This is a genomic window from Pseudomonas sp. TAA207, from assembly GCF_001529285.1.
Lineage (GTDB): Bacteria > Pseudomonadota > Gammaproteobacteria > Pseudomonadales > Pseudomonadaceae > Aquipseudomonas > Aquipseudomonas weihenstephanensis.
Window position 1 is genome coordinate 1 of the sequence record NZ_LLWJ01000067.1, and the last position, 23,789, is coordinate 23,789.

22 protein-coding genes, 4 tRNA genes and 2 rRNA genes are annotated in these 23,789 nt (G+C 53.2%); all 28 read left to right on the forward strand.

Annotation, left to right across the window (positions count from 1 at the left end):
* Positions 1-325, forward strand: a 23S ribosomal RNA gene (locus AP059_RS13275); the annotation flags it as partial.
* A 159-nt stretch (positions 326-484) separates the two neighbouring features.
* Positions 485-600 (forward strand): 5S ribosomal RNA (gene rrf / locus AP059_RS13280).
* 302 nt (positions 601-902) lie between these two features.
* On the forward strand, positions 903-1,850 hold the full coding sequence (gene birA, locus AP059_RS13285) for a bifunctional biotin--[acetyl-CoA-carboxylase] ligase/biotin operon repressor BirA (protein ID WP_059763663.1): 948 nt from the start codon (positions 903-905) through the stop codon (positions 1,848-1,850).
* Positions 1,840-2,583 (forward strand): pantothenate kinase, encoded by a 744-nt coding sequence (locus tag AP059_RS13290; protein WP_059763665.1) that lies wholly within the window; start codon positions 1,840-1,842, stop codon positions 2,581-2,583. Before birA ends, AP059_RS13290 begins: the two co-directional genes overlap by 11 nt.
* Before the next feature lie 7 nt (positions 2,584-2,590).
* Complete coding sequence (locus AP059_RS13295; RefSeq protein WP_059763668.1) at positions 2,591-3,058, forward strand: hypothetical protein; 468 nt, start codon at positions 2,591-2,593, stop codon at positions 3,056-3,058.
* A 110-nt stretch (positions 3,059-3,168) separates the two neighbouring features.
* Positions 3,169-3,253 (forward strand) — tRNA-Tyr (locus AP059_RS13300).
* Between the two features lie 24 nt (positions 3,254-3,277).
* Positions 3,278-3,351: transfer RNA gene (locus AP059_RS13305), tRNA-Gly, on the forward strand.
* 26 nt (positions 3,352-3,377) lie between these two features.
* Positions 3,378-3,453, forward strand: a tRNA-Thr gene (locus AP059_RS13310).
* A 245-nt stretch (positions 3,454-3,698) separates the two neighbouring features.
* Positions 3,699-3,774, forward strand: a tRNA-Trp gene (locus AP059_RS13315).
* A gap of 45 nt (positions 3,775-3,819) precedes the next feature.
* On the forward strand, positions 3,820-4,188 hold the full coding sequence (secE, locus tag AP059_RS13320; RefSeq protein WP_048362303.1) for a preprotein translocase subunit SecE: 369 nt from the start codon (positions 3,820-3,822) through the stop codon (positions 4,186-4,188).
* 9 nt (positions 4,189-4,197) lie between these two features.
* The gene (gene nusG, locus AP059_RS13325; RefSeq protein ID WP_048362304.1) at positions 4,198-4,731 is read left to right on the forward strand and encodes a transcription termination/antitermination protein NusG; all 534 of its coding nucleotides are present in this window, start codon (positions 4,198-4,200) and stop codon (positions 4,729-4,731) included.
* Positions 4,732-4,851: 120 nt separating this feature from the next.
* On the forward strand, positions 4,852-5,283 hold the full coding sequence (gene rplK / locus AP059_RS13330; protein WP_048362305.1) for a 50S ribosomal protein L11: 432 nt from the start codon (positions 4,852-4,854) through the stop codon (positions 5,281-5,283).
* A complete protein-coding gene (gene rplA, locus AP059_RS13335; RefSeq protein WP_048362306.1) occupies positions 5,283-5,978 on the forward strand; it encodes a 50S ribosomal protein L1 in 696 nt (231 codons plus the stop codon). Before rplK ends, rplA begins: the two co-directional genes overlap by 1 nt.
* Before the next feature lie 197 nt (positions 5,979-6,175).
* Positions 6,176-6,676, forward strand: a complete 501-nt coding sequence (gene rplJ, locus AP059_RS13340) for a 50S ribosomal protein L10 (RefSeq protein WP_048362307.1) — start codon at positions 6,176-6,178, stop codon at positions 6,674-6,676.
* A 78-nt stretch (positions 6,677-6,754) separates the two neighbouring features.
* A complete protein-coding gene (rplL, locus tag AP059_RS13345; RefSeq protein ID WP_019409897.1) occupies positions 6,755-7,120 on the forward strand; it encodes a 50S ribosomal protein L7/L12 in 366 nt (121 codons plus the stop codon).
* 219 nt (positions 7,121-7,339) lie between these two features.
* Positions 7,340-11,413, forward strand: coding sequence for a DNA-directed RNA polymerase subunit beta (rpoB, locus tag AP059_RS13350; RefSeq protein WP_048362308.1), 4,074 nt, complete (start codon positions 7,340-7,342; stop codon positions 11,411-11,413).
* A gap of 64 nt (positions 11,414-11,477) precedes the next feature.
* The gene (gene rpoC, locus AP059_RS13355; RefSeq protein ID WP_048362309.1) at positions 11,478-15,677 is read left to right on the forward strand and encodes a DNA-directed RNA polymerase subunit beta'; all 4,200 of its coding nucleotides are present in this window, start codon (positions 11,478-11,480) and stop codon (positions 15,675-15,677) included.
* Between the two features lie 215 nt (positions 15,678-15,892).
* The gene (gene rpsL, locus AP059_RS13360) at positions 15,893-16,264 is read left to right on the forward strand and encodes a 30S ribosomal protein S12 (RefSeq protein WP_002555494.1); all 372 of its coding nucleotides are present in this window, start codon (positions 15,893-15,895) and stop codon (positions 16,262-16,264) included.
* Positions 16,265-16,387: 123 nt separating this feature from the next.
* Positions 16,388-16,858 carry a 30S ribosomal protein S7 gene (rpsG, locus tag AP059_RS13365; RefSeq protein ID WP_019824369.1) on the forward strand — a complete coding sequence of 157 codons (471 nt, stop codon included), beginning with the start codon at positions 16,388-16,390 and terminating at the stop codon, positions 16,856-16,858.
* Between the two features lie 30 nt (positions 16,859-16,888).
* Positions 16,889-18,994: an elongation factor G gene (fusA, locus tag AP059_RS13370; protein WP_048362310.1), complete on the forward strand. Its 2,106-nt coding sequence runs from the start codon at positions 16,889-16,891 to the stop codon at positions 18,992-18,994.
* 35 nt (positions 18,995-19,029) lie between these two features.
* Entirely contained in the window at positions 19,030-20,223 is a 1,194-nt protein-coding gene (gene tuf, locus AP059_RS13375; RefSeq protein ID WP_059763670.1) for an elongation factor Tu, read from the forward strand.
* Positions 20,224-20,365: 142 nt separating this feature from the next.
* The gene (gene rpsJ, locus AP059_RS13380) at positions 20,366-20,677 is read left to right on the forward strand and encodes a 30S ribosomal protein S10 (protein WP_003186070.1); all 312 of its coding nucleotides are present in this window, start codon (positions 20,366-20,368) and stop codon (positions 20,675-20,677) included.
* A gap of 81 nt (positions 20,678-20,758) precedes the next feature.
* On the forward strand, positions 20,759-21,394 hold the full coding sequence (gene rplC, locus AP059_RS13385) for a 50S ribosomal protein L3 (RefSeq protein WP_003444377.1): 636 nt from the start codon (positions 20,759-20,761) through the stop codon (positions 21,392-21,394).
* Positions 21,395-21,406: 12 nt separating this feature from the next.
* Complete coding sequence (rplD, locus tag AP059_RS13390; protein ID WP_047277894.1) at positions 21,407-22,009, forward strand: 50S ribosomal protein L4; 603 nt, start codon at positions 21,407-21,409, stop codon at positions 22,007-22,009.
* Positions 22,006-22,305, forward strand: coding sequence for a 50S ribosomal protein L23 (rplW, locus tag AP059_RS13395; RefSeq protein ID WP_003444375.1), 300 nt, complete (start codon positions 22,006-22,008; stop codon positions 22,303-22,305). The genes rplD and rplW overlap by 4 nt, the downstream gene beginning before the upstream one ends.
* 14 nt (positions 22,306-22,319) lie before the next feature.
* Complete coding sequence (gene rplB, locus AP059_RS13400) at positions 22,320-23,144, forward strand: 50S ribosomal protein L2 (protein WP_048401541.1); 825 nt, start codon at positions 22,320-22,322, stop codon at positions 23,142-23,144.
* 16 nt (positions 23,145-23,160) lie between these two features.
* Positions 23,161-23,436 (forward strand): 30S ribosomal protein S19, encoded by a 276-nt coding sequence (gene rpsS, locus AP059_RS13405; RefSeq protein ID WP_003232420.1) that lies wholly within the window; start codon positions 23,161-23,163, stop codon positions 23,434-23,436.
* A gap of 13 nt (positions 23,437-23,449) precedes the next feature.
* The gene (rplV, locus tag AP059_RS13410) at positions 23,450-23,782 is read left to right on the forward strand and encodes a 50S ribosomal protein L22 (RefSeq protein ID WP_003444373.1); all 333 of its coding nucleotides are present in this window, start codon (positions 23,450-23,452) and stop codon (positions 23,780-23,782) included.
* The last annotated feature ends 7 nt before the right edge of the window (positions 23,783-23,789 follow it).

Below are 23,789 nucleotides of genomic sequence, written 5' to 3' on the forward strand. Positions count from 1 at the left end.
TGGGTTTAGAACGTCGTGAGACAGTTCGGTCCCTATCTGCCGTGGACGTTTGAGATTTGAGAGGGGCTGCTCCTAGTACGAGAGGACCGGAGTGGACGAACCTCTGGTGTTCCGGTTGTCACGCCAGTGGCATTGCCGGGTAGCTATGTTCGGGAAAGATAACCGCTGAAAGCATCTAAGCGGGAAACTTGCCTCAAGATGAGATCTCACTGGAACCTTGAGTTCCCTAAAGGGCCGTCGAAGACTACGACGTTGATAGGTTGGGTGTGTAAGCGCTGTGAGGCGTTGAGCTAACCAATACTAATTGCCCGTGAGGCTTGACCATATAACACCCAAGCAATTTGACTACTCGAAAGAGCATCAGATTGCGGTGTGTGAAGACGAAACGAACCGAAAGTTCGAAATACTCACAAAACACCGAAAGCTATCACATACCCAATTTGCTGAAGCGAAGCCAACTGGCTACGACTCAGTACCCGAATTTCTTGACGACCATAGAGCATTGGAACCACCTGATCCCATCCCGAACTCAGTAGTGAAACGATGCATCGCCGATGGTAGTGTGGGGTTTCCCCATGTGAGAGTAGGTCATCGTCAAGATTAAATTCCAGAATCCCTGTCTGCTCACGCAGATGGGGATTTTGTTTGTGCGCTCAAAAATATTCTTGATCCAAATTGCTGAATATTTGCGTTGTCTTCAGCGTATATGGAGACCCAGGTGCTCCCACGTTATGTAACTAATACCTAGGCATCGATGGCGCTACAGTTTCCTAATTTCAAGCATTGGCTGCATCGGGATCGGTACGGCGCCACCAAATCTTGGATAGTGCAATCCAGCGCTTTTCTATGCAGTGACGTTGTCCGTCGTTATCATGCGTACCTGATTGCGAGGCGATACGTGCATGCTGACGTTGTTGAAGCTCCTTAAAGATGGTCGTTTTCATTCTGGACAAGCTCTAGGTGCCGCGCTAGGTATCAGTCGCAGTGCCGTATGGAAGCAGCTCCAGAAGTTAGAGGTCGAATTGAACCTGCCTATTCATAAAGTTCGTGGTCGTGGCTATAAATTGGCTGCACCGCTTGAGCTTATAGATCAAGGGACATTGGCGGATTCTCACTATCCTATATCGATATTTGAGTCACTGGACTCCACCAACGCAGAGGCATTGCGTGGGGTTTCTGCGGGGAGGGCGGCGCCTTTTGTTGTCGTGGCTGAGCAACAAAGTGCAGGTCGTGGGCGACGCGGTCGCAAGTGGGTTAGTCCTTTTGCTCAAAATATTTACTACAGCTTGGTGCTTAGGATGGACGGAGGCATGCATCAACTGGAAGGGTTGAGTTTAGTTGTAGGCCTGGCTGTAATGAGTGTTTTGCGAAGTTATGACTGTTCAAGTGTGGGGCTTAAGTGGCCAAACGATTTGTTGGTCGGTAATAAAAAGATCGCGGGTATTTTGTTGGAGTTGGTGGGTGATCCAGCGGATGTGTGTCATGTGGTCATCGGTATTGGTATCAACGTAAATATGAAGGCGACAAACGAGGTTGACCAAGCGTGGACATCAATGCGATTGGAGACGGGCAAGGAGGTGAATCGTAATCTCGTTATTTTGACGCTGAGTGAGACCTTGCAGATGTATCTTGAGCGTCACGCTAAGCTAGGTTTTTCTGCCGTTCAGGCTGAGTGGGAGTCAAATCACCTGTGGGCTGGGCGTGAGGTTTCACTAATTGCCGGTGTGAACCAGGTAAATGGAACGGTCATCGGTATAGATCCGCAGGGCGCATTGCGCTTGAGCGTGGAAGGTCAGGAGAAAGTGTTCAGCGGCGGTGAGCTGAGCTTGAGGTTGCGTAATGATTCTTGAAATGGATTGTGGCAATAGTTTTATCAAGTGGCGGGTCTTGGATCGCGAGGCAGTCTTAGGTTCGGGTATAGCTGACTCAGCAACTGAATTGATAGCCGCCGTGTCAGATAATCATGATCTAAAGATTACTCATTGCCGTATGGTTAGCGTGCGCAGTGATGAGGAAACTGCGTGTTTGGTTGCTGTGCTGAGAGCTGAATTTTCTGTTGCCGTGATGTGCGCAAGCCCTGTCCGGGCCGTGGCAGGTGTCACGAATGGTTATGAGGACTTCGAGCGTCTAGGGCTAGATCGCTGGCTGGCAGTGGTGGGCGCGTTTGAGCTGTCCAAAGGTGCGTGTTTGATTTTGGACCTAGGTACGGCAGTGACCGCAGATTTTGTTGCGGCGAATGGACGGCATCTGGGTGGGTTTATTTGCCCTGGTCTCCCGCTGATGCGAGATCAGCTGCGTACACATACGCGACGGATAAAGTATGACGATCATTCTGCCGAGCAGGCTTTGCTGAGCAGCACTCCAGGTCGTACTACTGTTGAGGCGGTCGAGAGGGGATGCTTACTGATGCTTCGCGGATTTGTCCAGACTCAACTCCAATTGGCCCATGAATATTGGGGGGAGGAATTCGAGGTATTCCTTACTGGTGGGGATGCGGATTTGGTGATGTCTGCACTACCCCAGGCGCACCTGGTAAAAGATCTTGTTTTTGTCGGCTTGGCTACAGCTTGTCCTTTGTCTTGAGGTTTCTATGCGTTGGCTGTTCCTACTGCTAGTGGTGCTCAATATTTTCTACTATGTGTGGCGTCAGCAAGAGGCGCCTCCTAGGGTTAAGGAGGTCGCCTCTCTGGCGCTGTACAAAGGCAGCAAACAAGATATTCAATTGCTTAAGGAGGTCCGTCCCATAGCGCCAGGAGGGGAGGTCGTTGCGCCGCTAAGCACGTGCTTCCACCTGACTCTTCCAATCGATGGAGCTTCGCTGAGTATCATTCGCCAGAGGCTCGCAGAGACAGATGTTGCAAGCGAATTAACCGTTGATGGAGGTGCGGGCGCGCCAAGCTATCTATTCAAGATCAGCGCGCAAGGGGATGAAAAAAAGCCTGAAGTTCTTTTGCAGAATCTTGCTAATGAATTCAATGACTTCAAATACGAAAAAAAGGACTGCGGGGGGTTGCAGCTGCCGGATAGTTTGCATAGAATGGCGCCCGCTCCACAGTGAACACCTAAAAGGGTTTTTGATGTGAAGTGTGTAAGTCGCCTAAGTTGATGATTTACTTAACAAAAGCGGTTGACATAAGGTTGAAATGATGTAGAATTTCGACCAGCTCAGGAGGGGTTCCCGAGCGGCCAAAGGGATCAGACTGTAAATCTGACGTCTACGACTTCGAAGGTTCGAATCCTTCCCCCTCCACCATATTTATATCGGTCAGCATGTTTTGCGGGTGTAGTTTAGTGGTAGAACCTCAGCCTTCCAAGCTGATGATGCGGGTTCGATTCCCGCCACCCGCTCCATAACATGCTGGTTTAGAGAAGGTTTTGCTCTTGTAGCTCAGTTGGTAGAGCACACCCTTGGTAAGGGTGAGGTCAGCGGTTCAAATCCGCTCAAGAGCTCCATATAACAAGGCAGATATGAAAATATCTGCCTTTGTTTTAGCGGGCTGAATAGCTTGCCTGGAGTGTTTGCTGGTGGGCTGTTGGTTGGGTCTGCTGCTCTGGTTGGTGATTGCTTTTGTGGGTGGCACGCATTCTGCTGCTAGCAAGGTTTTCAGGTTGTCTCATGATCTGATTGCAAAAGTATTCGCATTGTTTGTTGAAAAGTCTCTCTCGGGTCGGCATAATCGGCGGCTCGATAATGTTTTAGGTCAGTAGCTCAATTGGCAGAGCGACGGTCTCCAAAACCGTAGGTTGGGGGTTCGATTCCCTCCTGACCTGCCAGATTCGTACAATGCATCTGGCTTTCTTTTCACAGGATCCTCTTTGATGACTCCCAAGGCTGAAGTTCAAGGCTCTCGCTTCGATCTCCTCAAGTGGCTAGTAGTGGTTGCGCTTGTGGTGGTTGGCGTTGTTGGGAATCAGTATTATTCTGGTTCGCCGATCCTGTATCGCGTCATCGCACTTCTTGTGATTGCTGCTGTTGCTGCCTATGTGGGTTTGCAGACTGCAAAAGGCAAGTCGTTTGCTGTCCTGGTAAAGGAAGCTCGTGCTGAAATTCGTAAAGTCGTATGGCCAACTCGCCAAGAAACTACGCAGACTACGTTGATCGTGGTGGCTGTTGTTCTTGTTATGGCGTTGCTGTTGTGGGGTTTGGATTCCCTGCTCGGCTGGCTCGTTTCCTTGATTGTTGGCTAAGGGTGTCCCGTGGCTAAGCGTTGGTACGTAGTGCATGCTTATTCGGGTTACGAAAAGCATGTTATGCGCTCTTTGATTGAGCGTATTAAGCTGGCAGGCATGGAAGAAGGCTTCGGCGAAATTCTGGTTCCCACTGAAGAAGTGGTTGAAATGCGTAATGGCCAGAAACGCAAAAGTGAGCGCAAGTTCTTCCCTGGTTATGTGTTGGTCCAAATGGACATGAACGAAGGTACTTGGCACTTGGTCAAGGATACCCCTCGTGTCATGGGCTTTATTGGTGGCACCGCTGACAAGCCAGCACCGATCACAGACAAAGAAGCAGAAGCGATTCTGCGACGTGTTGCTGATGGCAGTGATAAGCCTAAGCCGAAAACACTGTTCGAGCCGGGTGAGGTTGTTCGTGTGACCGACGGCCCGTTTGCTGATTTCAATGGCACGGTAGAAGAAGTTAACTACGAAAAGAGTCGCATCCAAGTGGCTGTGCTCATTTTCGGTCGTTCCACTCCGGTGGAGCTAGAGTTTAGCCAGGTCGAAAAGGTCTAGCTGAATACGCATCCCAACCCCATGGCTTAGGCTGTGGGGTTTTGTCGTCACTGGGATAAACACGCAAGTAACCGGGGAGCCTTTTAATTTAGGCGTCTGAACCCGTAATTGGAGTGCCTCATGGCCAAGAAAATTACCGCTTACATCAAGCTGCAAGTGAAGGCCGCTCAGGCTAACCCAAGCCCACCTGTTGGTCCGGCTCTGGGTCAGCACGGTGTGAACATCATGGAATTCTGCAAGGCTTTCAACGCCCGTACTCAGGGTATTGAGCCAGGTCTGCCGACTCCAGTGATCATCACTGTATACAGCGACCGTAGCTTCACATTCGAAACTAAGTCGACTCCTGCTTCGGTTCTGCTGAAGAAAGCGGCTGGTTTGACTAGCGGTTCCGCTCGTCCAAACACCGTTAAGGTTGGCACTGTTACCCGTGCTCAGCTGGAAGAAATCGCGAAAACCAAAAACGCGGATCTGACTGCAGCTGATCTGGATGCAGCCGTGCGTACCATCGCCGGCTCTGCTCGTAGCATGGGCCTTAACGTGGAGGGTGTGTAATGGCTAAGCTGACTAAGCGTCAAAAGGCAATCGCCGGTAAAATCGAAGCTGGCAAGTCCTACAACTTTGTAGACGCTGCCGCTCTTCTGGCTGAGCTGTCGACTGTTAAGTTCAGTGAGTCTTTTGACATCGCTGTTAACTTGGGCGTAGACCCGCGTAAATCTGACCAGGTTGTTCGTAGCGCGACTGTGCTGCCACACGGCACTGGTAAGACTGTACGTGTAGCTGTGTTCACACAGGGTCCGGCTGCTGAAGCTGCTCTGGCGGCCGGCGCTGATCGCGTTGGTATGGACGATCTGGCTGCCGAAATGAAAGGCGGCGACCTGAACTATGACGTAGTAATTGCATCCCCGGACGCAATGCGTGTTGTAGGTCAGTTGGGTCAAATCCTGGGTCCACGTGGTCTGATGCCTAACCCTAAGGTTGGTACTGTAACTCCAGACGTTGCTACCGCGGTTAAAAACGCCAAAGCTGGTCAGGTTCGTTATCGCACCGACAAAAACGGTATCATCCACACTTCCGTTGGCAAGGTCGGCTTTGATGCTGTCCAGCTGAAGGAAAACGTTGAAGCCCTGATCGCTGATCTGAAGCGTATCAAGCCTGCTTCCTCGAAAGGTATTTACGTTAAGCGCGTTACCCTGAGCACCACTATGGGCCCAGGCTTGGTCATCGACCAAGGTTCTCTGGACGCGTAAGACAAAGTTGGCGCAGTTAAATGTGCCAGTTGAAAGATTGGGGTCCCTGCCTGGCGGGGGCTATCCAAGACCGTAGGCGGTGAAAGCCTTAAACCTCAAGCCTACGCAGATGGTGCTCCCGGTTCCTTACCGAATCAGACACCAAAACGACATTCAGCCTCGGCTGAATGAAACGGTAACAAGCAGGAGTTAAACCCGTGGCAATTAAACTCGAAGACAAGAAGGCCATCGTCGCTGAAGTCAACGAGGCTGCCAAAGTTGCCCTGTCTGCTGTTGTGGCTGATGCCCGCGGTGTGACAGTAAGCGCTATGACCGGACTCCGTAAAGAGGCTCGTGAAGCAGGCGTTTACGTACGTGTTGTACGTAACACTCTGCTCAAGCGCGCAGTTGCTGACACTGACTACAGTGTTCTCAACGACGTGTTCACTGGCCCGACCTTGATTGCATTCTCCAACGAACATCCTGGCGCTGCTGCCCGTTTGTTCAAAGAGTTCGCTAAGGGTCAGGATAAGTTCGAGATTAAGGCAGCTGCGTTCGAGGGCAAGTTCCTCGCAGCTAACCAAATCGACGTACTGGCAACACTGCCGACCCGTAACGAAGCTATTTCGCAGCTGATGAGCGTGATTCAAGGCGCTACCAGCAAGCTGGCTCGTACTCTGGCTGCAGTTCGCGAGCAAAAAGAAGCTGCTGCAGCCTAAGGCTGAGCATTTTCTCTCGCGTATTTTTGTTTATTTCGATGGCCGCGTAGGCCGTCCCCCAATTCAGGAAATACAGCAATGTCTATCTCCCAAGACGATATCCTCAACGCCGTAGCTGAAATGTCGGTTCTGCAGGTTGTTGAGCTGATCAAAGCTTTCGAAGAAAAATTCGGCGTTTCGGCTGCCGCTGCTTCTGCTGGTCCAGCTGCTGCTGCCGCTGTTGTTGAAGAGCAAACTGAATTCAACGTCATGCTGCTGGAAGCTGGCGAGAAGAAAGTTAACGTGATCAAGGCTGTTCGTGAGCTGACTGGTCTGGGCTTGAAAGAAGCCAAGGCAGTAGTTGACGGCGCTCCAGCTATGGTATTGGAAGCTGTTGCTAAAGACGCAGCTGACAAAGCCAAGGCTACCTTGGAAGAAGCAGGCGCTAAAGTCGAGCTGAAATAAGCATCGACCTTGCGTATCCAGCCCAGGCGTTAAGCTGAGGCTGATGGCTGGTGGCTCATGCCACCGGCCTTTTTCCGTTATTGGCTGCCGACTGGGTCGGCGTCTCTAACGTGCTGTAACCACCCTGTGCGGTGGAGCAAACCAAGGGGTTTGCACGATTTTCTGGCTGCTCCCGTCGGGAGAGGCCAAACAAGCAGGTGACCAAGCTGGGGAACGCTGATGGCTTACTCATATACTGAGAAAAAACGTATCCGCAAGGACTTTAGCAAGTTGCCGGACGTCATGGATGTGCCGTATCTCTTGGCAATCCAGCTGGATTCGTATCGTGAATTCTTGCAGGCGGGAGCGACTAAAGATCAGTTCCGCGACGTGGGCCTGCATGCGGCCTTCAAATCCGTTTTCCCGATCATCAGCTACTCCGGCAATGCTGCGCTGGAGTATGTCGGTTATCGCTTGGGCGAACCGGCGTTTGATGTCAAAGAATGCGTGTTGCGCGGTGTAACGTACGCCGTACCTTTGCGGGTAAAAGTTCGCTTGATTATTTTCGACAAAGAATCGTCGAATAAAGCAATCAAGGACATCAAAGAGCAAGAAGTCTACATGGGTGAAATCCCCCTGATGACTGAAAACGGTACCTTTGTAATCAACGGTACTGAGCGTGTAATTGTTTCCCAACTGCACCGTTCCCCGGGCGTGTTCTTTGACCACGACCGCGGCAAGACGCACAGCTCCGGTAAACTGCTTTATTCCGCTCGCATCATCCCGTACCGCGGTTCTTGGTTGGATTTCGAATTCGACCCTAAAGACTGCGTGTTCGTGCGTATTGACCGTCGTCGCAAGCTGCCTGCATCGGTATTGCTGCGTGCGCTGGGCTACACCACTGAGCAAGTGCTGGACGCGTTTTACACCACCAACGTTTTCCACGTTCAAGGTGAAAGCATCAGCCTGGAGCTGGTTCCTCAGCGCCTGCGCGGTGAAATTGCGGCCATCGATATTACCGATGACAAAGGCAAGGTGATTGTTGAGCAGGGTCGTCGTATTACTGCTCGTCACATCAACCAGCTGGAAAAAGCCGGTATCAAAGAGCTCGTTATGCCTCTGGACTACGTCCTGGGTCGCACAACGGCCAAGGCTATCGTGCATCCGGCAACTGGCGAAATCATTGCTGAGTGCAACACCGAACTGACCACTGAGATTCTGGCTAAAATTGCCAAGAGCCAGGTTGTTCGTATTGAAACGTTGTACACCAACGATATCGACTGCGGTCCGTTCGTCTCCGACACTCTGAAGATCGACTCCACCAGCAACCAATTGGAAGCCCTGGTCGAGATCTATCGCATGATGCGTCCCGGCGAGCCGCCAACCAAAGACGCTGCCGAAACCTTGTTCAACAACCTGTTCTTCAGTCCTGAGCGTTATGACCTGTCTGCGGTCGGCCGGATGAAGTTCAACCGTCGTATCGGTCGTACCGAAATCGAAGGTTCGGGTGTGTTGTGCAAAGAAGATATCGTCGCGGTACTGAAGACTTTGGTCGACATCCGTAACGGTAAAGGCATCGTCGATGACATCGACCACCTGGGTAACCGTCGTGTTCGCTGTGTAGGCGAAATGGCTGAAAACCAGTTCCGCGTTGGCTTGGTACGTGTTGAGCGTGCGGTCAAAGAGCGTCTGTCGATGGCTGAAAGCGAAGGCCTGATGCCGCAAGACCTGATCAACGCGAAGCCAGTCGCTGCCGCGGTGAAAGAGTTCTTCGGTTCCAGCCAGCTTTCCCAGTTCATGGACCAGAACAACCCGCTGTCCGAGATCACCCACAAGCGCCGTGTTTCTGCACTGGGCCCGGGCGGTTTGACGCGTGAGCGTGCCGGCTTTGAAGTTCGTGACGTACACCCGACTCACTACGGCCGTGTTTGCCCTATTGAGACTCCGGAAGGTCCGAACATCGGTCTGATCAACTCCTTGGCTGCCTATGCGCGCACCAACCAGTACGGCTTCCTTGAGAGCCCGTACCGCGTGGTGAAAGACGCTTTGGTGACCGACGAGATCGTTTTCCTGTCCGCCATCGAAGAAGCTGATCACGTGATCGCTCAGGCTTCGGCCACGATGAACGACAAGAAAGTGCTGGTCGACGAATTGGTAGCTGTCCGCCACTTGAACGAATTCACCGTTAAGGCGCCGGAAGACGTCACCTTGATGGACGTATCGCCCAAGCAGGTAGTGTCGGTTGCAGCGTCGCTGATCCCGTTCCTGGAGCACGATGACGCCAACCGTGCGTTGATGGGTTCCAACATGCAGCGTCAAGCTGTACCGACCCTGCGCGCTGACAAGCCGCTGGTAGGTACCGGCATGGAGCGTAACGTAGCTCGTGACTCCGGCGTTTGCGTCGTGGCTCGTCGTGGCGGCGTAATCGACTCTGTTGATGCAAGCCGTATCGTGGTTCGTGTTGCTGATGACGAAGTTGAGACTGGCGAAGCCGGTGTCGACATCTACAACCTGACCAAATACACCCGATCCAACCAGAACACGTGCATCAACCAGCGTCCGCTGGTTCGCAAGGGTGATCGTGTTCAGCGTAGCGACATCATGGCCGACGGCCCGTCCACCGATATGGGTGAACTGGCATTGGGTCAGAACATGCGCATCGCGTTCATGGCCTGGAACGGTTACAACTTCGAAGACTCCATCTGCTTGTCGGAACGCGTTGTTCAAGAAGATCGCTTTACCACGATCCACATTCAGGAACTGACCTGTGTGGCGCGTGACACCAAGCTTGGGCCTGAAGAGATCACTGCGGACATCCCTAACGTGGGTGAAGCTGCACTGAACAAACTGGACGAAGCCGGTATTGTTTACGTAGGTGCTGAAGTTGGCGCTGGCGACATTCTGGTGGGTAAGGTCACTCCGAAAGGCGAGACCCAGCTGACACCAGAAGAGAAGCTGTTGCGTGCAATCTTCGGTGAAAAAGCCAGCGACGTTAAAGACACTTCCCTGCGTGTACCTACCGGTACCAAAGGCACGGTAATTGACGTTCAGGTTTTCACTCGTGACGGCGTAGAGCGTGATGCTCGTGCCCTGTCGATCGAGAAAACCCAGCTGGACGAGATCCGCAAGGATTTGAACGAAGAGTTCCGTATCGTTGAAGGCGCCACTTTCGAACGTCTGCGCTCTGCACTGGTTGGCCGTATTGCCGAAGGTGGAGCTGGTCTGAAGAAAGGTCAGGAAATCACCCATGAAATCCTGGACGGTCTTGAGCATGGTCAGTGGTTCAAACTGCGCATGGCTGAAGATGCTCTGAACGAGCAGCTTGAAAAGGCTCAGGCTTACATCATCGATCGCCGTCGTCTGCTGGACGACAAGTTCGAAGACAAGAAGCGCAAACTGCAGCAAGGCGATGACCTGGCTCCAGGCGTGCTGAAAATCGTCAAGGTTTACCTGGCAATCCGTCGTCGCATCCAGCCGGGTGACAAGATGGCTGGTCGTCACGGTAACAAAGGTGTGGTCTCCGTGATCATGCCGGTTGAAGACATGCCGTACGATGCCAATGGCACCCCGGTCGATGTTGTTCTCAACCCGTTGGGCGTACCTTCGCGTATGAACGTTGGTCAGATTCTCGAAACTCACCTGGGCCTCGCTGCCAAAGGTTTGGGCGAGAAGATCAACCTCATGATTGAAGAGCAACGCAAGGTCGCTGACCTGCGTAAGTTCTTGCATGAGATCTACAACGAAATTGGCGGTCGTCAAGAAAGCCTGGATGACTTCTCCGATCAGGAAATCCTGGATCTGGCGAAGAACCTTCGTGGCGGTGTGCCGATGGCCACCCCGGTGTTTGACGGTGCAAAAGAAAGCGAAATCAAGGCAATGCTACGTCTGGCAGACTTGCCGGACAGCGGCCAGATGGTGCTGACAGATGGTCGTACCGGCAACAAGTTCGAGCGTCCGGTTACCGTTGGCTACATGTACATGCTGAAGCTGAACCACTTGGTGGACGACAAGATGCACGCTCGTTCTACCGGTTCTTACAGCCTGGTTACCCAGCAGCCGCTGGGTGGTAAGGCACAGTTCGGTGGTCAGCGTTTCGGGGAGATGGAGGTCTGGGCGCTGGAAGCCTACGGCGCGGCATACACTCTGCAAGAAATGCTCACAGTGAAGTCGGACGATGTGAACGGTCGTACCAAGATGTACAAAAACATCGTGGACGGCGATCACCGTATGGAGCCGGGCATGCCCGAGTCCTTCAACGTGTTGATCAAAGAAATTCGTTCCCTCGGCATCGATATCGATCTGGAAACCGAATAACACGTGACGCGAATCGAGAGCGGGGCTGTGATGCCCGCTCTCTGCTCCGCCAGGAGGAAAGGCCTTGAAAGACCTACTGAATTTGCTGAAAAACCAGGGTCAAGTCGAAGAGTTCGACGCCATCCGTATTGGATTGGCATCGCCTGAGATGATCCGTTCGTGGTCGTTCGGTGAAGTTAAAAAGCCGGAAACCATTAACTACCGTACGTTCAAACCTGAACGTGACGGCCTGTTCTGCGCCAAAATCTTTGGCCCGGTCAAGGATTACGAGTGCCTGTGCGGTAAGTACAAGCGCTTGAAGCACCGCGGTGTGATCTGTGAGAAGTGTGGCGTTGAAGTTGCACTGGCCAAGGTCCGTCGCGAGCGCATGGCTCACATCGAGCTGGCTTCGCCAGTGGCTCACATCTGGTTCCTGAAATCGCTGCCGTCCCGTATCGGCTTGTTGATGGACATGACCCTGCGTGATATCGAACGCGTTCTCTACTTCGAGAGCTATGTCGTTATCGATCCGGGCATGACCACTCTGGAAAAAGGTCAGCTGCTGAACGATGAGCAGTATTTTGAAGCGCTGGAAGAGTTCGGCGACGACTTCGATGCCCGCATGGGTGCTGAAGCTGTTCGTGAACTGCTGCACGCTATCGACCTGGAACACGAGATTGGCCGTCTGCGCGAAGAAATTCCGCAAACCAACTCCGAAACCAAAATCAAGAAGCTGTCCAAGCGCCTGAAGTTGATGGAAGCCTTCCTGGGTTCCGGCAACCTTCCTGAGTGGATGGTGCTGACCGTTCTGCCGGTTCTGCCACCAGATCTGCGTCCTTTGGTGCCGCTGGATGGTGGTCGCTTCGCGACTTCCGACCTCAACGATCTGTATCGTCGAGTGATCAACCGTAACAACCGCTTGAAGCGCCTGCTTGATCTGTCCGCTCCGGACATCATCGTGCGTAACGAAAAGCGTATGTTGCAAGAAGCGGTCGACGCCTTGCTCGACAACGGCCGTCGTGGTCGCGCTATTACTGGTTCCAACAAGCGTCCTCTGAAATCCTTGGCTGACATGATCAAGGGTAAGCAAGGTCGTTTCCGTCAGAACTTGCTCGGTAAGCGTGTTGACTACTCGGGTCGTTCGGTAATTACCGTAGGTCCGACCCTGCGTCTGCACCAGTGCGGTCTGCCGAAAAAAATGGCTCTCGAGCTATTCAAACCGTTCATTTTCGGCAAGCTGGAAATGCGTGGTCTGGCGACTACCATCAAAGCAGCCAAGAAGATGGTTGAGCGCGAGCTGCCAGAGGTTTGGGACGTTCTCGCTGAGGTTATTCGCGAACACCCGGTACTTCTCAACCGTGCACCGACCCTTCACCGTCTGGGTATCCAGGCGTTTGAACCGGTACTGATCGAAGGTAAGGCTATCCAGCTGCACCCGCTGGTCTGTGCTGCGTACAACGCCGACTTCGACGGTGACCAAATGGCCGTGCACGTACCGCTGACACTGGAAGCCCAGCTGGAAGCGCGTGCGTTGATGATGTCGACCAACAACATTCTGTCGCCAGCCAACGGTGAGCCAATCATCGTTCCGTCGCAGGACGTTGTATTGGGTCTGTACTACATGACGCGTGAAGCGATCAACGCCAAAGGCGAAGGTCGTGTGTTCGCTGACTTGCAAGAAGTTGACCGTGTATTCCGTGCAGGCGAAGCCGCACTGCATGCCAAGGTTAAGGTTCGCATCAGCGAAACCGTCAATGACCGTGATGGCGGCAGCGTGAGCAACACCCGTATCGTCGACACCACTGTCGGCCGTGCGCTGTTGTTCCAGGTTGTGCCAAAAGGTCTGTCGTACGACGTCGTCAACTTGCCGATGAAGAAAAAAGCGATCTCCAAACTGATCAACCAGTGCTACCGCGTGGTTGGTTTGAAAGAGACTGTGATCTTCGCCGACCAGTTGATGTACACAGGTTTTGCTTACTCGACCATTTCTGGCGTTTCCATCGGTGTTAACGACTTCGTTATCCCGGATGAAAAAGCGCGCATCATCGCGGCTGCAACCGATGAAGTGAAAGAAATCGAAAGTCAGTACGCCTCCGGCCTGGTAACCCAGGGCGAGAAGTACAACAAAGTAATCGACCTTTGGTCGAAAGCGAACGACGAAGTCTCCAAGGCAATGATGTCCAACCTCTCGAAAGAGAAGGTTATCGATCGTCACGGCGTTGAAGTTGAGCAAGAGTCGTTCAACTCGATGTACATGATGGCCGACTCCGGTGCTCGAGGTTCTGCTGCGCAGATCCGTCAGCTGGCCGGTATGCGTGGTCTGATGGCCAAGCCGGACGGCTCCATCATCGAAACGCCAATTACTGCGAACTTCCGTGAAGGTTTGAGCGTACTTCAGTACTTCATCTCCACTCACGGTGCTCGTAAGGGTCTTGCGGATACGGCCTTGAAAACGGCTAACTCCGGTTACCTGACGCGTCGTCTGGTAGACGTAGCTCAAGACTTGGTTGTGACTGAGGTTGACTGCGGTACCGAACACGGTCTGCTGATGACTCCGCACATCGAAGGCGGCGACGTTGTGGAGCCGTTGGGTGAGCGCGTTCTGGGTCGAGTTATCGCCCGTGACGTATTCAAGCCGGGCACCGAAGAAGTTATCGTTCCTGCGGGCACTCTGGTAGACGAGAAGTGGGTTGAGTTCATCGAGCTGAACAGCATCGATGAAGTGATCGTGCGCTCGCCAATCAGCTGTGAAACGCGCTTCGGTATCTGTGCCAAGTGCTACGGCCGTGACTTGGCTCGTGGTCACCAGGTGAACATCGGTGAAGCTGTCGGCGTAATCGCTGCTCAGTCGATTGGTGAGCCGGGTACACAGCTGACAATGCGTACGTTCCACATCGGTGGTGCGGCAAGCCGGACCTCTGCTGCTGACAGCGTCCAGGTCAAAAATGGCGGTACTGTCCGTCTGCATAACCTGAAGCATGTTGAGCGCGTAGACGGTTGCCTGGTTGCTGTGTCCCGTTCCGGTGAGCTGGCCATCGCTGATGACTTCGGTCGTGAGCGTGAGCGTTACAAGCTGCCGTACGGTGCCGTGATTTCGGTTAAAGAAGGTGACAAGGTTGACGCTGGCTCTATCGTAGCCAAGTGGGATCCGCACACTCACCCAATCGTTACCGAAATGAAAGGTACTGTGACCTACGTAGGCATGGAAGAAGGCATCACGATCAAGCGTCAGACTGACGAATTGACCGGTATGACCAACATCGAAGTGCTTGATGCCAAAGACCGTCCAGCTGCCGGCAAAGACATTCGTCCAGCCGTCAAGATGGTGGGTGTCGATGGTAAAGATCTGCTGTTGCCAGGTACTGACGTACCGGCTCAGTACTTCTTGCCAGCCAACGCCTTGGTCGGTGTAGCGGATGGTGCGGAAATCGCGATCGGTGACGTTATCGCTCGTATTCCGCAAGAAACTTCGAAAACTCGAGACATCACCGGTGGTCTGCCACGCGTTGCTGACTTGTTCGAAGCGCGTCGTCCGAAAGAAGCCTCTATTTTGGCTGAAGTCAGCGGCACCATCGCGTTCGGTAAAGAAACCAAAGGCAAGCGCCGTCTGGTTATTACCCCGAACGACGGTACTGATCCGTACGAAGAGCTGATTCCAAAGTGGCGTCACCTGAACGTCTTCGAAGGCGAGCAAGTGAACCGCGGCGAAGTTATCTCCGACGGTCCTAGCGATCCACATGACATCCTGCGTCTGCTGGGTGTGAGTGCGTTGGCCAAGTACATCGTTAACGAGATCCAGGACGTTTACCGTCTGCAAGGCGTAAAAATCAACGATAAGCACATCGAGACCATTCTGCGTCAGATGCTGCGTAAAGTTGAGATTGCCGAGTCGGGTGATTCCACCTTCATCAAGGGCGACCAGATGGAGTTGACTCAGGTATTGACCGAGAACGAGCGTTTGGGTGGCGAAGACAAATTCGTATCCAAGTTCACTCGCGTTCTGCTGGGTATCACCAAGGCATCGTTGTCGACTGAGTCGTTCATCTCTGCAGCCTCTTTCCAAGAGACCACACGAGTACTGACCGAAGCAGCGGTAACCGGCAAGCGCGATTATCTGCGTGGCCTGAAAGAAAACGTTGTCGTGGGTCGATTGATCCCGGCAGGTACCGGTTTGGCATACCACAGCGAGCGCAAGCGTCGTCGTGAAGCTGACAAACCGTTGCGCGTGAGCGCCAGTGAAGTGGAAGCTGCACTGACCGAAGCGCTGAACTCGAGCGGTAACTGAGTTCTGCGGTAAATGAAGGTAGGCCCCGGCTCTTCCGTTCATCGAACCGAGGTCATTAACCTCGGTTTGATGTGGCGTAAGGTCGGGGCCTTGCCTTGACTGGGGACAAGATCCTCTTTAGACTCTTGTACCCCTAAATTTGGCGGGAATTCGTTCCTGCCATTTTGCTTTTCTTGCAAGACAATAGCGTCGCAAGACAACAGTGGAGCTAGTAGATGGCAACTATCAACCAGCTGGTACGTCAGCCGCGTAAGCGTATCGTCGAGAAATCCGACGTGCCTGCGCTGCAAAACTGCCCGCAACGTCGTGGCGTATGCACCCGTGTGTATACAACTACGCCGAAAAAACCTAACTCGGCACTGCGTAAAGTATGCCGTGTGCGCCTGACCAACGGTTTCGAGGTTTCCTCGTACATCGGTGGTGAAGGTCACAACCTGCAAGAGCACAGCGTGGTACTGATTCGTGGCGGTCGTGTAAAAGACTTGCCAGGTGTTCGTTATCACACCGTTCGCGGCTCTTTGGATACTTCCGGCGTTAAAGGTCGTAACCAAGGTCGTTCGAAGTACGGTACCAAGAAGCCGAAGTAGTATTCGGTTGCTGGTAAATAATGCAGATTTCTTTTTTTCTGAGTCGATAAGAGTAAGGTCGGGCGTGCATCCACTGGGTGTAATGGTTCCGAGCTAACCTGAAGACCGTTTGAGGGCTTATCCATGCCAAGAAGACGCGTAGCAGCCAAGCGCGATGTGCTTGACGATCCAAAATACGGAAGCCAAATCCTGGCGAAGTTCATGAACCACGTGATGGAAAGCGGCAAAAAAGCCGTTGCCGAGCGTATCGTTTATGGCGCGCTGGAAAAGGTTAAAGAACGCAAGAACAGCGATCCCCTGGAAATCTTCGAGAAAGCTCTCGACGCCATCGCTCCGCTGGTCGAAGTGAAGTCGCGCCGTGTAGGCGGTGCTACTTACCAGGTTCCGGTCGAAGTTCGCCCGTCCCGTCGTAACGCCCTGGCAATGCGCTGGTTGGTAGACTTCGCCCGCAAGCGCGGCGAGAAGTCTATGGCTCTGCGCTTGGCTGGCGAACTGTTGGATGCTGCCGAAGGCAAGGGCGCAGCAGTTAAGAAGCGTGAAGACGTGCACCGTATGGCTGAAGCTAACAAGGCTTTCTCGCACTACCGCTTCTAATTTCAGCGCTACTCATTTTGCGAGGGCTTTATGGCTCGTACTACTCCGATTAATCGCTACCGTAACATCGGTATCGTTGCTCACGTGGATGCTGGTAAAACCACCACCACCGAGCGCGTCCTTTTTTACACTGGCAAAAGTCACAAAATGGGCGAGGTGCATGATGGCGCCGCGACCACAGACTGGATGGTTCAGGAGCAGGAGCGTGGTATTACCATTACTTCTGCTGCTATTACCGCCTTCTGGAAAGGTTCTGCCAAGCAGTACAAGGACGAGCACCGCTTCAACGTAATCGATACTCCGGGTCACGTAGACTTCACTATTGAAGTTGAGCGTTCCCTGCGTGTACTCGATGGTGCAGTTGTTGTTTTCTGCGGCACGTCGGGTGTTGAGCCTCAGTCGGAAACCGTATGGCGTCAAGCCAACAAATACGGTGTTCCACGTCTTGTTTACGTAAACAAGATGGACCGTGCAGGTGCAAACTTCCTGCGTGTGATCGAGCAGATCAAAAAGCGTCTGGGTCACACTCCGGTGCCTATCCAGCTCGCTATCGGTTCTGAAGACAACTTCCAGGGTCAGATTGATCTGATCAACATGGAAGCTGTGTACTGGAACGATGCTGATAAAGGTATGGTTCCTGTTCGTAAGCCTATCCCTGCTGAACTGCAGGAACTGGCTGACGAATGGCGCGACAACATGGTCCAGGCTGCTGCCGAAGCCAATGAAGAGCTGATGAACAAGTACCTCGAAGGTGAAGAATTTACCATCGAAGAAATCAAGGCGGCTCTGCGTCAGCGTACTATCGCTGGTGAGATCGTCTTGGCTGTTTGCGGTTCTTCCTTCAAGAACAAGGGTGTTCCCCTGGTTCTCGACGCCGTTATCGACTTCTTGCCTGCGCCAACCGATATTCCTGCCATCAAGGGTACTGACCCGGATGACGAGACTATCGAGCTGGAGCGTCATGCAGACGACAACGAGCCGTTCTCGGCATTGGCGTTCAAGATCGCGACTGACCCATTCGTGGGTACTTTGACTTTTGTTCGAGTTTACTCGGGCGTGTTGAACTCCGGTGACGGTGTAATCAACTCGGTTAAAGGCAAGAAAGAGCGTGTGGGTCGTATGGTGCAAATGCACGCAAACGCCCGTGAAGAAATCAAGGAAGTACGCGCTGGTGACATCGCGGCCTTGATCGGCATGAAGGACGTCACCACGGGTGAGACTTTGTGCAACGCTGACAAGCCAATCATTCTGGTTCGTATGGACTTCCCGGAGCCGGTTATTTCGGTTGCCGTTGAGCCGAAGACCAAGGATGACCAGGAAAAAATGGGTGTCGCTCTGGGCAAACTTGCTCAGGAAGATCCATCTTTCCGCGTAAAAACTGATGAAGAAACTGGTCAAACGATCATTTCTGGCATGGGCGAGCTGCACTTGGACATCCTGGTTGACCGGATGCGCCGTGAGTTCAACGTCGAAGCTAACATCGGTAAGCCTCAGGTTTCGTATCGTGAGCGCATCACGAAGAGCTGTGAGATCGAAGGCAAGTTCGTTCGCCAGTCCGGCGGTCGTGGCCAGTTTGGTCACTGCTGGATCCGTTTTGCTCCTGCTGACGAAGGTCAGGAAGGTCTGCAATTCGTGAACGAAGTGGTAGGTGGTGTGGTTCCTAAGGAATACATCCCGGCTATCCAGAAGGGTATCGAAGAGCAGATGAAGAACGGTGTTGTTGCCGGTTATCCGCTGATCGGCCTGAAGGCTACCGTGTTTGATGGTTCTTACCACGACGTCGACTCCAACGAGATGGCGTTTAAGGTGGCTGCTTCCATGGCTACCAAGCAATTGGCCTCCAAAGGTGGCGGTGAGTTGCTTGAGCCGATCATGGCGGTAGAGGTTGTTACACCTGAAGACTATATGGGTGACGTGATGGGCGACTTGAATCGTCGTCGCGGCATGATCCAGGGTATGGAAGATACGGTCTCCGGCAAAGTAATTCGTGCTGAAGTGCCGTTGGGTGAAATGTTCGGTTATGCGACCGACGTTCGTTCCATGTCTCAGGGTCGCGCAAGCTACTCTATGGAATTCAAAAAATACGATACAGCGCCGTCGCACATCGTCGAAGCTGTTACTAAAAAACAAGGCTGATTTAGTTCAGTCCTTTAGGCAAGGAGTTAATTGTCGTGGCTAAAGAAAAATTTGATCGTTCCCTACCGCACGTCAACGTTGGCACTATCGGTCACGTTGACCATGGTAAAACCACGCTGACTGCAGCTCTGACTCGTGTTTGCTCCGAAGTTTTCGGTTCTGCAATCGTTGACTTCGATAAAATCGACAGCGCGCCAGAAGAAAAAGCTCGTGGTATCACCATCAACACTGCGCACGTTGAATACAACTCGCACATTCGTCACTACGCTCACGTTGACTGCCCAGGTCACGCTGACTATGTGAAGAACATGATCACCGGTGCTGCCCAGATGGACGGCGCTATCCTGGTTTGTTCGGCCGCTGATGGTCCGATGCCACAAACCCGTGAGCACATCCTGCTGTCCCGTCAGGTTGGCGTTCCGTACATCGTGGTCTTCCTGAACAAGGCTGACCTGGTAGACGACGCTGAGCTGCTGGAACTGGTTGAGATGGAAGTTCGTGACCTGCTGTCGACTTACGACTTCCCGGGCGACGACACTCCGATCATCATCGGTTCGGCTCGTATGGCGCTGGAAGGCAAAGACGACAACGAAATGGGCACCACTGCCGTTCGTAAGCTGGTTGAAACTCTGGATACCTACATTCCAGATCCGGTTCGCGTAATCGACAAGCCGTTCCTGATGCCAATCGAAGACGTATTCTCGATCTCTGGTCGCGGTACTGTTGTGACTGGTCGTATCGAGCGCGGTATCGTTCGCGTTCAAGATCCGCTGGAAATCGTTGGTCTGCGTGACACGACTGTTACCACTTGCACCGGCGTTGAAATGTTCCGCAAGCTGCTTGACGAAGGTCGTGCAGGCGAGAACTGCGGCGTTCTGTTGCGTGGCACCAAGCGTGACGACGTTGAGCGTGGCCAGGTTCTGGTTAAGCCAGGTTCGGTTAAGCCGCACACCAAGTTCGAAGCAGAAGTTTATGTTTTGAGCAAGGAAGAAGGCGGTCGTCACACTCCGTTCTTCAAAGGCTACCGTCCTCAGTTCTACTTCCGTACAACTGACGTAACTGGTAACTGCGAACTGCCGGAAGGCGTTGAGATGGTAATGCCAGGCGACAACATCAAAATGGTTGTCACCCTGATCAAAACTATCGCAATGGAAGACGGTCTGCGTTTCGCAATCCGTGAAGGCGGTCGTACTGTAGGCGCTGGCGTTGTAGCCAAAATCATCGAGTAATCGATGATCGCTTAAAAAGGCCCCCGCTCAGCGGGGGCTTTTTTTATTGAGTTGACACCCTGTTGGGCCGTCTATAGAATTGCGCCTCCTTTTAACGGGCGTATTGCGCTCGGTGGGAATAGCAATCGGAGTCTGAAATCCAATGCAAAATCAGCAAATCCGTATCAGGTTGAAGGCTTTTGACCATCGCCTGATCGACCAATCAACCCAGGAAATCGTGGAAACCGCGAAACGTACTGGTGCTCAGGTTCGTGGTCCAATTCCACTGCCTACTCGTAAAGAGCGGTTCACCGTTCTGGTCTCTCCGCACGTTAACAAAGACGCGCGTGACCAGTACGAGATCCGTACTCATAAGCGCGTACTGGACATCGTCCAGCCAACGGATAAAACCGTTGACGCTCTTATGAAGCTAGATCTGGCGGCCGGTGTGGAAGTACAGATCAGCCTCGGCTAAGACTTGGGTCTTAGTCGTGTAACGCTCTGAAATGGGCGGCCATAGCGGGTGAAAGCCCCGTACACTCATGAGGTTTACAACATGACTATTGGTGTAGTCGGTCGTAAATGCGGTATGACCCGTATTTTCACCGAAGAAGGTGTCTCCATTCCGGTCACGGTCATTGAGATCGAGCCGAATCGCGTCACCCAGTTCAAAACTGAAGAAACCGATGGCTATCGTGCAGTGCAAGTCACTGTCGGCGAGCGTCGCGCTTCGCGTGTAACTGCTGCTCAGGCGGGTCACTTCGCTAAAGCAAACGTTGCAGCCGGTCGTACCGTAATGGAATTCCGTCTTGAAGAAGGCGAGTACCAGGCAGGCGATCTGATCAACGCTGAAATCTTCACCGCAGGTCAGATGGTCGATGTGACCGGTCAGTCCAAAGGTAAAGGCTTCCAGGGTACGATCAAGCGTTGGAATTTCCGTGGCCAAGATAACACTCACGGTAACTCCGTTTCCCACCGCGTCCCGGGCTCTATTGGCCAGTGCCAGACTCCTGGTCGTGTATTCAAGGGCAAAAAAATGTCCGGTCATATGGGCGCTGAGCGCGTGACCGTGCAGTCCCTCGAAGTAGTGCGCGTCGACGCTGAACGCAATCTGTTGTTGGTCAAGGGTGCTGTTCCTGGCGCTACTGGCGGCAACCTGGTTGTACGTCCAGCGGCCAAGGCTCGCGGTTAAGGGGAAGCTGACATGCAATTAAATGTAAATGACGCTCAGGCGATCGAAGTTTCCGAACTGACGTTCGGCGGCGAGTTCAATGAGACGCTGGTTCACCAAGCAGTCGTGGCCTACATGGCCGGCGGCCGTCAAGGTAGCAAGCAGCAAAAGACCCGTTCCGACGTTCGTGGTGGCGGTAAGCGCCCTTGGCGTCAGAAAGGTACTGGCCGTGCTCGTGCCGGTACTATCCGTAGCCCTATCTGGCGTGGCGGTGGTACCACTTTCGCAGCTCGCCCACAGGATCACTCTCAGAAGCTGAACAAGAAGATGTACCGCGCAGCAATGCGCTCCATCCTTGCTGAGCTGGTGCGTACTGATCGTCTGGTTGTGGTTCAGGACTTCGCTGTTGAAGCGCCGAAAACCAAAGATCTGCTGAACAAACTGAATGGCATGGGTCTGACTGATGTCCTGATCGTGTCTGAAGTTGTTGATCAGAACCTGTACCTGGCTGCTCGTAACCTGCCACACGTTGATGTTCGTGACGTGCAAGGCTCCGATCCAGTTAGTCTGATCGCATACGACAAGGTGTTGATCACCGTGTCGGCCGTGAAGAAATTCGAGGAGCTGCTGGGATGAACCAGGAACGCGTATTTAAAGTTCTGCTTGGCCCGCACGTTTCCGAGAAGGCTACGGTTCTGGCAGACAAGAAAGGCCAGTTCGTTTTCAAGGTTGCTACTGATGCAACCAAGCTGGAAATCAAGAAGGCCGTCGAAAGCCTGTTCAGCGTGAAAGTTGAGCGTGTTACTACCCTGAATGTTCTGGGTAAGAGCAAGCGCACCGCTCGCGGCGTGGGCAAGCGTAATGACTGGAAGAAGGCAGTAATCTCCCTTCAGCCAGGCCAAGATCTCGATTTCAGCAGCAGTGCTGAGTAAGGAAGGGGTGCATCATGGCAATCGTTAAATGCAAACCGACTTCCCCTGGCCGCCGTCATGTGGTCAAGGTGGTCAACCAGGAGCTGCATAAAGGCGCTCCTCACGCACCGCTGCTCGAGAAAAAATCGAAGTCTGGTGGTCGTAACAATAATGGCCGTATTACCACGCGTCACATTGGTGGTGGTCATAAGCAGCATTACCGTATGGTCGACTTCCGTCGCAACGACAAAGATGGCATCCCAGCCACTGTTGAGCGTATCGAATACGATCCAAACCGTACTGCTCACATTGCTCTTATGTTGTACGCAGACGGCGAACGCCGTTACATCATCGCCCCTAAAGGCGTGAGCGCTGGCGACCAGCTGATTTCGGGTGCTTTGGCTCCGATCAAGCCAGGTAACCAGCTGCAACTGCGCAGCATTCCAGTTGGTAGCACCGTACACGGCATCGAATTGAAGCCGGGCAAAGGCGCACAGATCGCTCGTTCCGCTGGTGCTTCGGCTCAGCTGGTCGCTCGTGATGGTGTCTACGTGACCCTGCGTCTGCGTTCCGGTGAAATGCGTAAAGTATTGGCTGAATGCCGTGCGACGTTGGGCGAAGTCTCGAACTCCGAGCACAGCCTGCGTTCGCTGGGTAAAGCTGGTGCCAAACGCTGGCGTGGCGTTCGCCCAACCGTTCGTGGTGTTGCCATGAACCCGGTTGACCACCCACATGGTGGTGGTGAAGGTCGTACCTCTGGTGGTCGTCATCCGGTATCGCCATGGGGCTTCCCGACTAAGGGCGCGAAGACTCGTGGTAATAAGCGTACCGACAAAATGATCGTCCGTCGTCGCAAGTAAATAGAGGGATACGACAGTGCCACGTTCTCTGAAAAAAGGTCCTTTTATTGATCTTCACCTACTGAAGAAGATCGAAGTGGCGGCGGAAAAGAATGATCGCAAACCGGTGAAAACCTGGTCGCGTCGTTCGATGATCCTGCCGCAAATGGTCGGTCTGACCATCGCTGTGCATAACGGTCGTCTTCATGTCCCAGTTCTTGTGAACGAAGACATGGTTGGCCATAAACTAGGCGAGTTTGCCGGTACCCGCACTTATCGTGGGCACGTGGCAGACAAGAAAGCCAAGCGTTAAGGGGTAAGGAACGATGGAAGTAGCCGCTAAGTTGTCGGGCGCTCGAATCTCCGCCCAGAAAGCCCGCTTGGTCGCCGACCAGATCCGCGGGAAGAAGGTGGGCGAAGCGCTCAACCTGTTGGCTTTCAGCAACAAGAAAGCCGCCGAGATCATCAAGAAAGTGCTGGAGTCGGCCGTAGCCAACGCCGAGCATAACGAAGGCGCAGACGTTGACGACTTGAAAGTCGCCACCGTTTTCGTCAACGAAGGGCGTTCGCTGAAGCGCATCATGCCGCGTGCCAAAGGCCGCGCTGATCGCATCGTCAAGCGGTCTTGCCATATCACTGTCAAGGTTGCTGACAAGTAACGGAGTC